The following is a 14,115-nucleotide window of genomic DNA, read 5'->3' on the forward strand; positions in this document are numbered from 1 at the left end:
TTTTAAATCTATACTATCCGTAAGGCTTAGTATCCAGGGTTTTGCTGACCAGCTAACACAGGGTTAGCATTGATCTCAGTAATTGGAATAGGCCAGATGAAGCGGTAGTCATCATAAGGAATAGCAGCTATAGTTCTAGCACCTTCTCTAACTGAACCACTTGCAGCATTATAATCTGTACGCTGCAAGTTAGCAGAAGCTACTTTAGCAGGAATTCCTTGTGGTCCAAACTTACCTTCCACAGCCAGACGGTGAATATCTTTCCAGCGTATACCTTCACCCAGGAACTCTATTCTACGCTCATTAACGATAGCCTGAATCAAAGCATCACCAGACAGACCAGAGTAAAGCTGATCTGTAGAACGGCCACGCACGGCATTCAGAAGTGTTAGAGCGGCAGCTTCGTTACCGGTTCTAGCCAAACCTTCTGCTGTGTTAAGCATAACTTCAGCATAGCGGTGGATAGGAGACCAGTCAGATTGTGTAGCTGCATCTCTATACTTGTTAGTATAAATAGCTCTTGTAGTGCTAACCGTGATATCACGACGGTCGTCACCTGCTGGCCAGAACTCCGCATTCCAAATGATTGGGCTGATTGCAACCAGTGCTCTACCACCAGTACCAGCGTTATACATCTGACCAAGAGAGCCGTTCACACTAGCGTTGTCAATCGCTGAGTTTTCGAAAGAGAAGATAGACTCAGTGTTGTTACCATTAGATGCCCAAGGGCCATCAGCATTCTCAGTAAGTCTGTAGCCACCAATTGGACTTACAAATGGAGCCGTCTCAGGCACCATTTTACGTCCTTCTGTAACCACTCCTGCAAAGTCCTGCTTGTGAAGCAATACTCTCGTTTTAAGCGCAACCGCTGCACCTTTAGTAGCTCTGGAAATTTTCAATGCAGCACCTCTTGTTTCAGGGAGGAATTCTTCTGCAAAGTTTAGATCCTGAAGCAATAGGTCGTATCCTTCTCTTACAGTATTCCTGCCCTGTGCTCTGGCTTCTTCCACACGAGCAGGAGTATTTACAGCTATTGTTCTGTAAGGCACACCCAAGTGCGATGCGTCTGGCGTATGATTATACGGACGCGCAAAGTGTACTAAAAGCTCATGATGTGACAAGGCACGCAGGAAGCGGGCTTCCGCTTCATACTGCTGGGCAACATCAGCGGTAATGATGTTACTGGCTAGCGCATTCTGCAAGCCCTCGATTACCACGTTTGCTTGGTTGATTACAGCATAAAGGGTTTCGAAATGATACTGGTTGTTAGCAGAAGCTGCATTATAGTTGCTTTCATACGTGATCGCATAGAAAGCCTCCAGGTTCAGCATGTCTTCGCCTCGGTTGTCACCTTGCTCCACGTGAGCAGCACCAAACGGATAGCCACGAACCGCTCCACCAGCATAGAAACCACTTTGAGCAGCATCATAGATACCCACTACAGCCAGGTTAATTCGCTCAGGAGTAGTAAAAGCTGTTTCTTCTGTCAAGGCGTTGAAAGGCATCAACTCCATAACTTCCTTCTCGCAGGAAGTCAGCATCAGCGATAAGCATACCGCAGGAGCCATTACAGCCAGCTTTAATCTATTTTTATAATAAAATAAGTTCTTCATTTTGAAAGTAATTTAAAAATTAGAAACCAAGATTCAAACCAACAGTAATCACACGCTGCTGTGGCTGGCCATTGAAATCAACACCCATCATGCTGTTGTTACCGTCAATCGCAGTAAATGTCTCAGGGTCCAAACCTTTATACTCTGTGAATACAAAAGCATTCTGAACCTGAGCATAGATTCTTAGACGATCAACGTTAACACGCTCAGTCAGAGTTTTTGGCAAAGTATAACCAAGTGACATATTGCTTACTTTCAGGAAGTTGCCGTTTTCTACAAAGCGAGAAGAAGCTTCGTTGTCACGGTTGATGAAAGTGCTGTAACCTGTTCTGATTTTTGGAGTCTGGCCATCACCTGGGTTCTCCGGGCTCTGCCATCTGCCAAGGATCTCAGTACCGTTGTTCTCAAACAGCATCGTTAATAGGTCCTGACGAGTACGGTTCATGATCTTGTTGCCACCTGAGAAACGCACGAAGATGTTGGCATCGAAGTTACCCAACTTAAAGTTGTTGTCGAAACCACCAAACCACTTAGGAAGCGTATTGCCAAGGATCACTTTATCCGCTGCGCTTAGAGAAGAAGAAGCTCCCAACTCGCTTGGATTAGCAGGATCGTACACATAGAAAGCACCGGCAGACTTACCAGGAGCAGCAGTGACGTTACCTTGGATGAGTGTGCCATCAGCTTTACGGAAGATCGGGTTACCATTTGACATGTTAACCCCTTCGTACTGGTAGCCATAGATAGAGTTGATAGACTCTCCTTCACGGTGAATTGTGTAAGGAAATACAATGTCAGCACCGTTTACAAGCTCTCTTATCTCATTGTTTTGAGTAGAGAAGTTCAGGTTAGAGTTCCAGCTGAAGTTTGACTTGTCTATAACTGTACCAGAGATTGCGAACTCCAGACCATCGTTCACAATACGGCCAATGTTGCTGTTGATGTAGTTGTTAGGAACACCCAAAGAAGGTGCTGTTGGCGCTTGAAGTACGATATCAGAGTTATCTTTTCTCCAATAAGCCATTTCCAAGTTCAATCTTCCGTCGAATAAGCCTACATCAAGACCAACGTCAGATATTCTCTGAGATTCCCACTTCAGGAATGGGTTAGCAGTCTGACCGTAAGAGATACCATTCTGACCACCATACAAGGCAGCACCGAACGTACCCAGGTATGGATAGTTACCAGCGATATCTACGTTACCAACCTGAGCGTAGCTACCTCTAATTCTTAGGTCAGAAATAACGCTAAGAGCAGAAGAGTTCTTGAAGAAATCTTCTTCAGAGATTCTATAGGCAGCAGAAACACCTGGGAAGTAGCCCCAACGATTGTCTTCTGGTAGCTTAGACAAACCGTCCACACGCATTGACACGCCAAAGTAGTACTTGCTGGCAAAGTTGTAGTTAGCACGAGCCAGGTAAGACACCAGACCGTTTTCACCGATGTTACCACCAGAGAACTGGTTAGAGTAAGAACCGCTTACCAGGTTTTCACGGAAGAAAGCATCTGCCAAGCCAGTACCCTGTGCCTGGAACCAACGGTTTCTGGTTTTAGTGTATTCCTGTACTAATGTCGCGTCAATATTGTGAACATCGTTGAATGACTTGTTGTAAGACAAGATGTTCTGCCAGTTCCAACGGTTAATTGGTGTAAATACTTGTGAAACAAGACCTGATGAACCTATACCGTCACCATGAACCGGGTTGTTGTAAAGGAAGTCATCTGTCAAGCTGATGTCAGCACCTATCAAAGTCTTGAAGCGAAGGTTGTCCACCAGTTTGAAGTCCAAGAAGGCATTACCCAATCCACGGTAAGAAGTTGACTTACGTAGGTTGTTGTCAAGTACGTAACGGATGTTTGGGATACCGTTTGCGATGATCAGGGTGTTCGGACCACGTCCAAGCGCTCTAGGCTCATTAAAGTCAATATTATAACCAGTTGGGTGCTCTGGGTTCATTACTGGCACGTTAGGGTGCATACGAATTACACCAAACATGTTACCAGAAAGGTTATTAGAACCAGTTAGAGGGCCTTGGTTAGTTTGATTTGACAAACCTGCAGAAAGCCCAAAGTCTAACCAGTTTGTAACCTTAGTAGTCAAGTTAGTACGAACAGTATAACGCTCCAAGCTGTTAGCACGACCAATACCTTCTTGGTTTGAATAACCTAGTGAGAAGAAGTATGTGCTTCTTTCAGTACCACCACTGGCAGAAAAAGCGTGGCTCTGCTGGAAAGCTGTGCGGAATACTTCTTTGTTCCAGTCAGTGTCATGCTCACCTAATTTGGCAGGCTCAGCCTGTCCTGCATTTCTGTACTTCTCGTTCTGAATTTCAACAAATTCGCTTGCATTCAGAAGGTCATGCAGTTGGATTGCCTTGGCAGCACCTGCCCAGCCATCATAAGAGAACTTAGCCTGACCTGACTTACCACGCTTAGTAGTAATGAGGATTACACCGTTAGAAGCACGCGAACCGTAGACCGCTGTAGCAGCACCATCCTTCAGAATCTCGAATGACTCGATATCGTTCGGGTTGATGTCAGCAAGTGCATTATTAGGTGTAAATGAGCCTAAGTTACCAGTAACTGCTGGCACACCATCAATAATGATAAGTGGCTGTGTGCTGGATGAGATCGTGTTTACACCACGAATGTTAATTCTAGGAGGTGCACCCAGGATACCCGATGGCTGCGTGATCTGTACACCAGAAGCACGGCCAGCAAGCTGCTGGTCAAAAGATGGCGTAGCAAGGTTTGCTAGCGTCTCACCCTTTACAGTAGCAATAGAGCTGGTAACGTCTTTTTTCTGCTGTGTACCATAACCAACCACTACAACTTCATCAAGTTGTCTCTGGTCGATTTCAAGGGCCACGTTAATAGTAGCGGCTGTTCCAACCGGACGCTCTACCGTTCTGTAACCGAGGAAGCGGAACACAAGTGTGTTGCCGTCTGCCGGCACATTAATAGAATAAGTACCGTCAGCACCGGTAGCCGTACCGGAACTAGTGCCCTTTACAAGCACTGCAACACCAGGAAGGCCTTGGCCAGTCGACTGGTCTGTCACAGTACCCGTAACAGTTCTGCCCTGCGCCAATGCCTGTTGAAGCACGACGAATACCAGCGCAAAACTCAATAGTAGTAGTTTTTTCATTGGTCTGTTAATTGAGGTGAAAGATAAATAGTAGTTAAGATTTAAGGTTTAAGATTTACGATAAGCATATGCAATATGCTGGCCTGTACACGTAGAGTATCGGTAACTAACTGGTAAAAAAGCTGCATAAAAGTATGTCGGTATTTAGCTTCTTAACAGAAATAAATCAAGCTTGTTTAGTACTTAATCAAACTTCAAAGACTATTTGGATGCTCCAAACTAAGAATATTTTTTCAATATATACAAAACTGCTATTTAAAATTCTCCAACCTTATCTACGTCTTTTTCAACCATTTAACCCTTTATCTTGTGTTATTACAAATTACCACCATCTCAAAATAGATGTATTTATATATAATACATTGACTTTCAAACCGCTACCAACCACATCATTGAGACACGACCTCAACATATCACCAAAACAATTAATACACAGCAAATCGCAAAACTCATAAGTTATTCTTATTCAGTGTTATAACACACACCGTTTTATCAGCACCCTAAATCATCTTTAGCCTGAATCCTTCAACCTTGAACCCCAACTGGGACCACAATAAGTATCCTTCACTATATACAGCCAGATTCCTGTCAGCATAACTTCAGACCTTGTAGTTCCACACCTACCTAGAAGCATTTGACACATACCTTATGATGCGGAGCATAACTGCAAATTTGAAAAGCACTTTACAGCTCGCTCTACTCTCCTGTTTCCTGATTATCCTCTCTCTGATTATGGTCAAACAGCTGCATTACAGCATTAAAAATATGAATATATAAATAACAAAAACCCAATATTACAACATTGTTTTTTAGTTAAAATGCTATAAATCAAGCGCCAATTAAAATTTAACACGTATAATGTTATGATTAGTAAATTGAATTTTAACATTAAAAAATCAATACACTACTATATTTAATGTTCAAACTTTCGATTTAGCGTTACAGAGTCCCTTTCTGCAGAAAAGACTCTTCTAATCCTTCCTCACCACTAAGTGCCTCAGCTTCTGGCACTTTTGCCGAATTGATTTTATACATCGTCTGAATCCAAAACTTTTTGGGAACATGAACAAACTACTACTAGTGAGTTTTATTCTGGTGCTTGCTCTTTTTCAGCAAGGCATGGCCCAGACTAGAACGGTTACGGGTACCGTGACAGATCAGGAAACAGGGCAAGGGCTGCCCGGGGTCGCAGTGCTGGTACAAGGTACCAGCGTCGGCACCGCTACCGGAGCCAACGGCGAATACTCCATCAATGTGCCTGAAGGCTCCAACACACTTACCTACCGCTTTATTGGCTATGCCACCGTTACACGCAATATCGATAATCAGAGCACGATCAATGTAGCCTTAAGCGTAGACACCAGGCAGCTGAGCGAAGTTGTTGTAACAGCTTTTGGTATTGAAAGGGAAGAAAGAGCTCTGAGTTATTCAGTACAGCAGGTAGAGGGAGAAGCTGTCTCCCGCGCCAACCACCCCAATGTCACGAACGCGCTACAAGGTAAAGTAGCGGGCGTAATTGTGAGACAGTCTAGCGGCTTGCCGGGCTCATCCTCACAGATCACCATTCGGGGAGCCCGTTCTCTTGTAGGCAACAACCAGCCACTCTATGTAGTGGACGGTATGCCAATCGAAAGTGATGCCATCCAGCAAGCAGGTGGTGCAGGTATAGGTGTTGGCGGTGTGAGCGGCACTGATGCCTCAGCACGTGCACTAGATATCAACCCAAATGACATCGAATCAATATCTGTGCTAAAAGGCGGTGCCGCAGCAGCCTTGTACGGGGTTCGTGCTGCAAACGGGGTGGTTATCATTACCACTAAAAGAGGTAGAGGCCTGGAGGAAAGAAAAGCTGCTACAGTAACATTCTCCTCTGACTATCAGATTGACCGTGCCTCACGGCTTCCAGACTTACAAAGCACCTACTCCCAGGGCTCTGGAGGACAATATTCAAACAACTCCTCTCTATCCTGGGGTCCAAGAATAAGTGAGCTCGGCGATGTAACCAACGCTATAGGGGAAACTGCGCCAGGAAACAGGGTCTTTGACAACGTGGAACCATTCTTTCAGACCGGTCATACAGCAACAAACAGTATCACTGTTGCCAACAGCGGCCAGATAGGTAACTATGCTGTAACTTTAGGCTATACAGATCAGGAAGGCATTATTCCGACAACGGGTATGGAACGCTTTACTGGCAAGGTTGCCGGTGAATTTAATATTCACCCCAAAGTAACGCTTGGTGCTTCTGCAAACTATTCGGATGTACACATTGATAAGGTTCCAGGAGGTTCTAACCTTTCAAATCCACTTTTCACATTGTATGCAGCACCTAGAAACTTTGACCTGTGGGGACTCCCTTTTGCCGATCCACTCAACCCATACAGACAGTTCAACTACCGTGGCGCGATAGATAACCCACGATGGGCACTGGCCAATAACCAGTTCTACGAAGATACCCGCCGCGTTATCAGCACAGCAAACATTTCCTACAGACCACTCGATTGGATAACTCTAAACTATAGGCTTGGTGGAGACTTCTTTATTACAGATGGTAAAGAGGTATACGAGCTTGGGTCAGGCTTCACGGGCGGTAGAACGGCCCAACCTAGCGGTGGTCAGATCAACGACTATGCTTTCAATCAAAATCAGATTAACTCTAACCTCTCTCTGAGCTTCAACCGTGATCTGTCAGAGGATATTAGCGCTAACCTGCTGATAGGAAACGAGGTATACGATATCAGAAACCGTTTGATCTCAACTGTAGGTCGTGGTATTGCACAAGGTGGCTTCCGTAACATAGGCAACACTGTTGTGCAGAACGCCAGTGAAACCATTACCCGCAGACGGGTAGCCGGTTTCTACGCTAACGCCGAGGTTGGCTTTAGAGATTATCTGTTCTTAAACGCATCTGCCCGTCAGGATTATGTGTCTAACCTGGCTCGCGGTAACCGTACCTTCTTTTATCCTTCAGTAGGTGTTGGCTTTGCCTTTACAGATGCTTTTGAACTGCAAAACGACATCCTTACCTTCGGTAAATTAAGAGCTTCTTATGCGGAGGCTGGTCAGGCCCCAGACCAGGCCTACATAACCAGAAACATTTTCGTGCCTGGTGGTGCCCTGAACGTGGGTGGTTTTCTGAATGACGGTATCCAATTCCCATTCAACAACACCATTGGTTATACCCGTAGTGCCGTATTCAGAACAGAGGAATTAAGGCCTCAGAATACCAGAACAATTGAGTTTGGTGGTGATTTCAGATTCCTGGATAACCGGATCACCTTAGACTACACCTATTATGTACAGACAACCGAAGACCAAATATTTAGCGTTCCGGTTGCCGCGTCATCTGGTTTTACATCTGAGTTTAGAAATGCCGGTAGATTGGAAACAAAGGGCCATGAGTTGATCGTCAACCTTATTCCTATAAGGAACGACAATTTTGAATGGACCTTCACCACAAACTTCACCCGATACAGAAACAAGGTAGTTGAACTGGCCGAGGGTGTTGAGAGTATCTTCCTGGGAGGTTTCGTTACACCTAACGTGAGAGCCGAAGCAGGAGCTTTATACCCTATCATATTTGGCTCTTCATTCGTGAGGGACGATAATGGCAACGTTGTAGTAGATAGCCGTGAAACCATAGGGGGCAACCCGAACCCATTTTACGGCATGCCGTTGGCCGGTGAGGCTAAAAACATTGGCAATGTGCAGCCAGACTTCGAAGTATCCTTTACGAACGGCATAACCTTCGGCGGCATTAATTTGACTGCACAGATAGACTGGAGGAAGGGCGGAAATATGTATGCTGGTAATACAAGGCTTCTGAAGCTGTACGGTATGGCTGAAATTACAGAAGACCGTGAAAGTCCTTATATCTATCCTGGTGTGAAAGGTTTCCTGGATACTGACGGAAACCTTGTCGTTGAAGGAAACAACGACATTGAAATCGTCAGAGGACAGAACTTCTGGTCCAGCGCCATGGACGCAATTGACGAGTCAAACGTCTACTCTACTTCTTTTGTAAGGCTCAGGGAAGTGGCATTAAGCTACTCTTTGCCTCCAAGCTTGTTAGAACGCACTTTCATCAGGAATGCCTCTATCGTTTTGACAGGCCGCAATCTCTTTCTCATAACAGACTACCCGAACTTTGACCCAGAGACAAGTGTAGGTGGCGGTACTAACTTCCAGGGACTTGAGTATGTAACGCTTCCTCAGGCAAGAAGCTTTGGTGCTGGTTTAAGGTTAACATTTTAATGGACAGAAATCACACAATCATGAAGAAGTATAGATTTTATAGCTTTCTCTTAGCAGCGGCTCTTATTATAGGAGGCACTGCCTGCGACGAGGATACATTAGACGAAATTGACACCAACCCCAATAGTCCGGAACAAGTCTCGGTCAATCTGTTGCTCCCACAGGTAACAGTGAACGTACCTACAGCTGTTACGGGCGCTGACTTGGCATGGTATTCATCTGTTTTTGTACAGCATACCGCGGGTGTGCACGCACAGTTGCAGGAAGCAGACCGCCGGTCTGGCCTTCAGAATAACACATTGGTGAATAACATGTGGAACAACATTTATGCGGGTGTTCTGCCTGACCTTAACATTATTATTGAAAGAGGTTCTGCAGGCGGTGAGGAGGAAGGAAACTTCAGGCACGTAGGTATAGCAAAAGTTTTGAAGGCCTATACCTTATCTGTAGCGACCGATGCCTGGGGACCTGTACCTTCTGCAGAGGCCGGACAGGGAGTCGAGAACCGAACTCCTTCTTACGATTCTCAGGAACAAGTTTATACACAGATACAAAGCCTGCTAGACGAGGCAATCGCTGACTTAGCAACAACGGCTCCCTCGCCCGGCAACCAGGATTTGATTTATGGGGGCAGTGCTGAATTATGGACGAGGGCTGCTTATTCCCTGAAGGCACGTTATTACAACCGGCTGAGCAATATTGACCCACAGGGATCTGCGACGGCTGCCCTGGAAGCGGCTGCACAGGGTTTTCAGAGCGCTGCAGACAATTTATCCTTCCAGCGATATACTGCCGCAGCGATTGGTGAACACCCATGGTACCAGGAGTCGAATGACCGCAGCCACCACGCTGTAAGCGAATCCTTCGTGACTACGCTTCAAAACCTGAACGACCCACGCCTGGAGGCCATGGTAGCACCTGCCCGTGATCCGGGAGTTATCACAGGAGCTCCAAATGGCACTCAGATAAACGACCAGGCAAACAGAGCTTTCTCTGACCCAACAGCGGCTGTGCTTAACGCGACCGCGTCTATGCCAATGATGACTTATGATGAATTGCTTTTCATACAGGCAGAGGCACATCTGAGATTAGGTAATACAGGAGAAGCGCTTACTGCATATCAAAATGGTATCAGGGCTGCCATGCAAAGACAAATAAATGCACCGGCCGAAGCAATTGAAGCTTATATAGCAGCAAATGCTAACACTGTTTCACTAGAGGCTATTATTCTTCAGAAGTGGATCGCCTTTTGGCTGTTCCAGCCCTTCGAGGCTTATAACGACTGGAGGAGAACAGGCTTCCCTGGCTTTGTTGCTCAACACCAGATTTCGCCACCACCAGTTCGTTTCCCATATGCACAAAATGAATTGGACACCAATGAAGCAAATGTACCAAACATCAGGGGTACTCAGATATTTTCCGACCCTGTATGGTGGATGGATGGACAGCCAGACACCCAGTAAAGACGGATAATACTTGGATATTCTGCATAAAAAAGAGGCTCCTGTAGAGGAGCCTCTTTTTATGTCAGTCAGGTATAACTTCAACCTTTCCTTATGCCTGCATCAGGAATGCTTTGATGTATTCATCCAGGTCACCGTCCAGCACATTCTGCACATCGGACCGCTCTACGCCTGTGCGAATATCCTTCACGAGTTTGTAAGGATGTAGCACATAGTTGCGTATCTGGGAGCCAAAGTCGATGCGCTTTTTGGTGCTCTCGATGCGGTCGCGCTCTTCATTGCGCTTCTCTATCTCGATCTGGTAAAGTCTTGACCTAAGCATTCGCAAGGCGTGCTCTTTGTTCATCAGCTGTGAGCGCTCGATCTGGCACTCGATCACGATACCGGTTGGCTTGTGCTTCAATCGTACAGCCGTTTCTACCTTATTCACGTTCTGACCACCGGCGCCTCCTGAGCGGAAGGTATCCCACTCAATGTCGCTCGGGTTTACCTCGATGTTGATCGTATCGTCCACTACCGGGTAGGCAAACACGGAGGCAAAGGAAGTATGGCGTCGTCCGCCTGAGTCAAATGGGGAAATACGCACCAGACGATGTACCCCTATCTCAGATTTTAGATAACCATAGGCAAAGTCGCCGGTAATCTCCAAGGTAGCTGACTTTATACCTGCTCCCTCACCCGGATTGTAGTTGACCTGCTTCACGCCGAAATTATGTGACTCGGCCCACATGATGTACATGCGCATCAGCATTTCGGCCCAGTCCTGACTTTCAGTGCCGCCAGCGCCCGGGTTAATCTCCAGAATAGCACTCAACTGGTCCTCTTCCCCACTGAGCATGCGTTTAAACTCCAGCCCTTCAATAGCCGCCTCTGCCTTTTTTGCTTCCTGCTTTATGTCTTCTTCCGACACATCGCCTTCTTTGTAGAAATCGAAAAGCACTTCCAGGTCAGAAACCGTTTTCTCTACCTCCTCATAGTGGTCAGTCCATACCTTCAGCAGTTTTACTTCTTTGAGAACCTTCTCTGCTTCTTTTGGTTCATCCCAGAAGTCAGGCGCCAAGGTCTGCTTCTCGGTTTCTGCTATCTGCTCTTTCTTGGCATCGTAGTCAAAGATACCTCCTCAAGGCTTCAACACGAGCCTTTAATTCCTTCAATTGTTCTGAAGTCATGTTTTCTGTTTTTTATTTAACGCTAAAATGCTGGACTAAAAGCCGATGCAGCTTCCAGTCCAGCATTTACTTTTATCTGATTACTATAGGCTGATCTTATAGATCCAGTTGTGCGAGTCAGGCGCCTGACCGGTTTTGATACGGTCCAGCTCCTCGGCTATACTGTTGGAAATCTTGCGCCCTTCCAGTGCCGGCAGATCCAGGTCTTCGCCATTGCAGTGGATGGTGGCAATCTGGGCGATGGTAGCTGCTGTACCCGTACCAAATGCCTCCTGCAGCTTGCCGGCTTTGTGAGCCTCCACAATCTCGCTTACGGCTACCTTACGCTCCTCTACAGGTATACCTTTGTCGCGGGCTATCTGCAGCACGCTGTCGCGGGTGATGCCTGACAGAATGGTAGTGCTCACAGCAGGCGTCACAATCTTGCCATCGATCACAAACATCACGTTCATGGTACCGGACTCCTCGATATACTTGTGCTCACGCGAATCAGTCCAGATGAGCTGGTGATAACCGCGCTCCTGCATTTTGCGTGCAGGGTATAGGGCAGCACCGTAGTTACCGGCGGCCTTGGCATAACCGGCACCACCTTCAGCTGAGCGTACATAATTCGGCTCAATGGCAACGCGCAACGGCTGACCATAGTATGCTCCCACCGGACAGCTAAACACGACAAAGCGGTAGCTCGATGACGGGCGCACACCAATAAAGTCGTCGGTAGCGAAGATGAACGGACGGATGTACAGCGCGCAACCCGGTGTTGGCGGTACCCAGGCAGCGTCCAGGCGCAGCAATTGCTCCAGCCCCTGCATGAAGATCTCCTCAGGCAGCTCCGGTATGCACATGCGATCTCCGGAGATGTTCAGTCGCTTGAAATTATCGAGCGGTCTGAACAGCAGGATATCGCCATCTGCATTCTTATAAGCCTTCATACCTTCGAAGATAGCCTGGCCATAGTGTAGGGCTGAGGTTGCCGGACTAAGCGACATGTTGCCGTAGGGCTTGATTTCGGGGTTCTGCCAGGCACCGTCTTTGTAGTCGGCTACCAGCATGTGGTCGGCAAAGATTTTCCCGAATTCAATATTATTGAAGTCCAGCTCAGAAATGCGGCTCTGCGGGACGCACTGAGTAGGTATAGTTAGGGTATCAACTGACATAAATAAAGGGAATTATTAGTTGAACAATGTAATCAGACGCGAGGCTTCCAGGCAATTTCCTCAGCCTGTAACTCATACGTCATTTTGCGGCAAAGAGCGAACAGATAATCAGACAGGCGGTTGAGGTACATGATCACCAGATCGTCTACCGGCGACTCTTCCTGCAGGCGGATGGCCAGGCGCTCGGCACGACGGCACACGCAGCGGGCCAGGTGACCGAATGAAACAGACTGATGACCTCCTGGCAGCACAAAAGAGCGCAACGGGGGCACTTCGGCCGTCATCTTGTCTATTTCCTGCTCCAGCAGGGTGACATCCTCTGCATGCAGGTCGGGGGTCACCATTTTGGTGTTTTTATCAGGATCGGTGGCCAGTGTGGAGCCGATGGTGAAGAGGCGGTCCTGTATCTCTTTCAGGATATCAGCCCGGCTCTTGTTTACTTCCTGGTCGCGTACCAGTCCGATGTATGAGTTAAGTTCGTCTACGGTGCCGTAGGCTTCTATGCGTAGGTGCGACTTGGCTACACGAGTACCTCCTATAAGTGAGGTGGTACCTTTGTCGCCTGTCTTAGTGTAAATTTTCATGAGCTATTGCGCAGCGTTTAGATTTGCATGCGAGGTGACCTCCTGGTTCATTTCGTCTGTCTCTACCAAACCATCGCGAAGGCGCACGATCCGGTGGGCGTATTTAGCAATGTCCTCTTCGTGCGTCACCATGATAATGGTGTTGCCTTTGGCGTGCAGGTTCTCGAACAGCTCCATGATCTCGTAAGAGGTCTTGGTGTCGAGGTTACCAGTCGGTTCGTCAGCCAGGATAATGCTTGGATCGTTGATGAGCGCACGGGCAATGGCCACACGCTGACGCTGACCACCCGAAAGTTCGTTTGGCTTGTGCTTGCCACGGTTACCGAGGCCTACACTCTCCAGCGCTTTCTGGGCTTTCTCCTCACGCGCTGATTTGTTATACCCGGCATAGATCAGCGGAAGGGCTACGTTCTCAAGCGAGCTCTGGCGGGGCAACAGGTTAAAGGTCTGGAACACGAAGCCGATCTCCTTGTTCCGAACTTCCGCCAACTCATTGTCAGTCATGTTGCTCACATCATTCCCGTTCAGGATGTACTGTCCTCCTGAAGGTGTATCTAGACAGCCGATAATATTCATGAGCGTGGACTTTCCGGAACCTGAGGGTCCCATAAACGCCACATACTCTCCTCTCTCTATCTTGATAGACACGGACTTGAGTGCATGGATTGTTTCGCTTCCCATGCGGTATACTTTCGAAATATCGTGAGTCTCGATGATGGTGCTCATA

8 protein-coding genes are annotated in these 14,115 nt (G+C 47.2%); 2 read left to right on the plus strand and 6 right to left on the minus strand.

Annotated features, from left to right (window positions below):
* Positions 1-26 precede the first annotated feature (26 nt).
* Both AC5FXQ_RS14790 and AC5FXQ_RS14795 read right to left on the minus strand, forming a co-directional pair.
* Positions 27-1,568: a RagB/SusD family nutrient uptake outer membrane protein gene (locus AC5FXQ_RS14790; RefSeq protein WP_493603198.1), complete on the minus strand. Its 1,542-nt coding sequence runs from the start codon at positions 1,566-1,568 to the stop codon at positions 27-29.
* 64 nt (positions 1,569-1,632) lie between these two features.
* Entirely contained in the window at positions 1,633-4,761 is a 3,129-nt protein-coding gene (locus tag AC5FXQ_RS14795; protein ID WP_493603199.1) for a SusC/RagA family TonB-linked outer membrane protein, read from the minus strand.
* A 1,062-nt stretch (positions 4,762-5,823) separates the two neighbouring features.
* Between AC5FXQ_RS14795 and AC5FXQ_RS14800 the strand changes: the two genes are divergently transcribed.
* A complete protein-coding gene (locus AC5FXQ_RS14800; RefSeq protein WP_493603200.1) occupies positions 5,824-9,015 on the plus strand; it encodes a SusC/RagA family TonB-linked outer membrane protein in 3,192 nt (1,063 codons plus the stop codon).
* 20 nt (positions 9,016-9,035) lie between these two features.
* Positions 9,036-10,478 (plus strand): SusD/RagB family nutrient-binding outer membrane lipoprotein, encoded by a 1,443-nt coding sequence (locus AC5FXQ_RS14805; RefSeq protein WP_493603201.1) that lies wholly within the window; start codon positions 9,036-9,038, stop codon positions 10,476-10,478.
* Positions 10,479-10,569: 91 nt separating this feature from the next.
* On the opposite strand, the gene prfB is transcribed toward AC5FXQ_RS14805, so the two are convergent.
* From prfB to AC5FXQ_RS14825, 4 genes are all read right to left on the minus strand, one after another.
* Positions 10,570-11,647, minus strand: a protein-coding gene (prfB, locus tag AC5FXQ_RS14810) for a peptide chain release factor 2 (RefSeq protein ID WP_493603202.1) whose coding sequence is annotated in 2 segments (ribosomal slippage) — positions 10,570-11,586 and positions 11,588-11,647 — 1,077 coding nt in all. Because the reading frame shifts where the segments join, the coding sequence is not laid out codon by codon here.
* A gap of 83 nt (positions 11,648-11,730) precedes the next feature.
* A complete protein-coding gene (locus AC5FXQ_RS14815) occupies positions 11,731-12,804 on the minus strand; it encodes a branched-chain amino acid aminotransferase (RefSeq protein WP_493603203.1) in 1,074 nt (357 codons plus the stop codon).
* A gap of 32 nt (positions 12,805-12,836) precedes the next feature.
* Positions 12,837-13,388 (minus strand): cob(I)yrinic acid a,c-diamide adenosyltransferase, encoded by a 552-nt coding sequence (locus AC5FXQ_RS14820; protein ID WP_007653725.1) that lies wholly within the window; start codon positions 13,386-13,388, stop codon positions 12,837-12,839.
* A 3-nt stretch (positions 13,389-13,391) separates the two neighbouring features.
* Positions 13,392-14,114, minus strand: coding sequence for an ABC transporter ATP-binding protein (locus AC5FXQ_RS14825; protein WP_493603204.1), 723 nt, complete (start codon positions 14,112-14,114; stop codon positions 13,392-13,394).
* Between the last annotated feature and the right edge of the window lies 1 nt (position 14,115).

It is taken from the genome of Pontibacter sp. LHS1 (assembly GCF_058932855.1).

What these genes read in the sequence shown, in the direction of transcription:
- AC5FXQ_RS14790 (WP_493603198.1), bottom strand. Translation starts at nt 1,568, where the DNA reads ATGGCTCCTGCGGTATGCTTATCGCTGATGCTGACTTCCTGCGAGAAG.
- AC5FXQ_RS14795 (WP_493603199.1), bottom strand. Translation starts at nt 4,761, where the DNA reads ATGAAAAAACTACTACTATTGAGTTTTGCGCTGGTATTCGTCGTGCTT.
- AC5FXQ_RS14800 (WP_493603200.1), top strand. Translation starts at nt 5,824, where the DNA reads ATGAACAAACTACTACTAGTGAGTTTTATTCTGGTGCTTGCTCTTTTT.
- AC5FXQ_RS14805 (WP_493603201.1), top strand. Translation starts at nt 9,036, where the DNA reads ATGAAGAAGTATAGATTTTATAGCTTTCTCTTAGCAGCGGCTCTTATT.
- AC5FXQ_RS14815 (WP_493603203.1), bottom strand. Translation starts at nt 12,804, where the DNA reads ATGTCAGTTGATACCCTAACTATACCTACTCAGTGCGTCCCGCAGAGC.
- AC5FXQ_RS14820 (WP_007653725.1), bottom strand. Translation starts at nt 13,388, where the DNA reads ATGAAAATTTACACTAAGACAGGCGACAAAGGTACCACCTCACTTATA.
- AC5FXQ_RS14825 (WP_493603204.1), bottom strand. Translation starts at nt 14,114, where the DNA reads ATGAGCACCATCATCGAGACTCACGATATTTCGAAAGTATACCGCATG.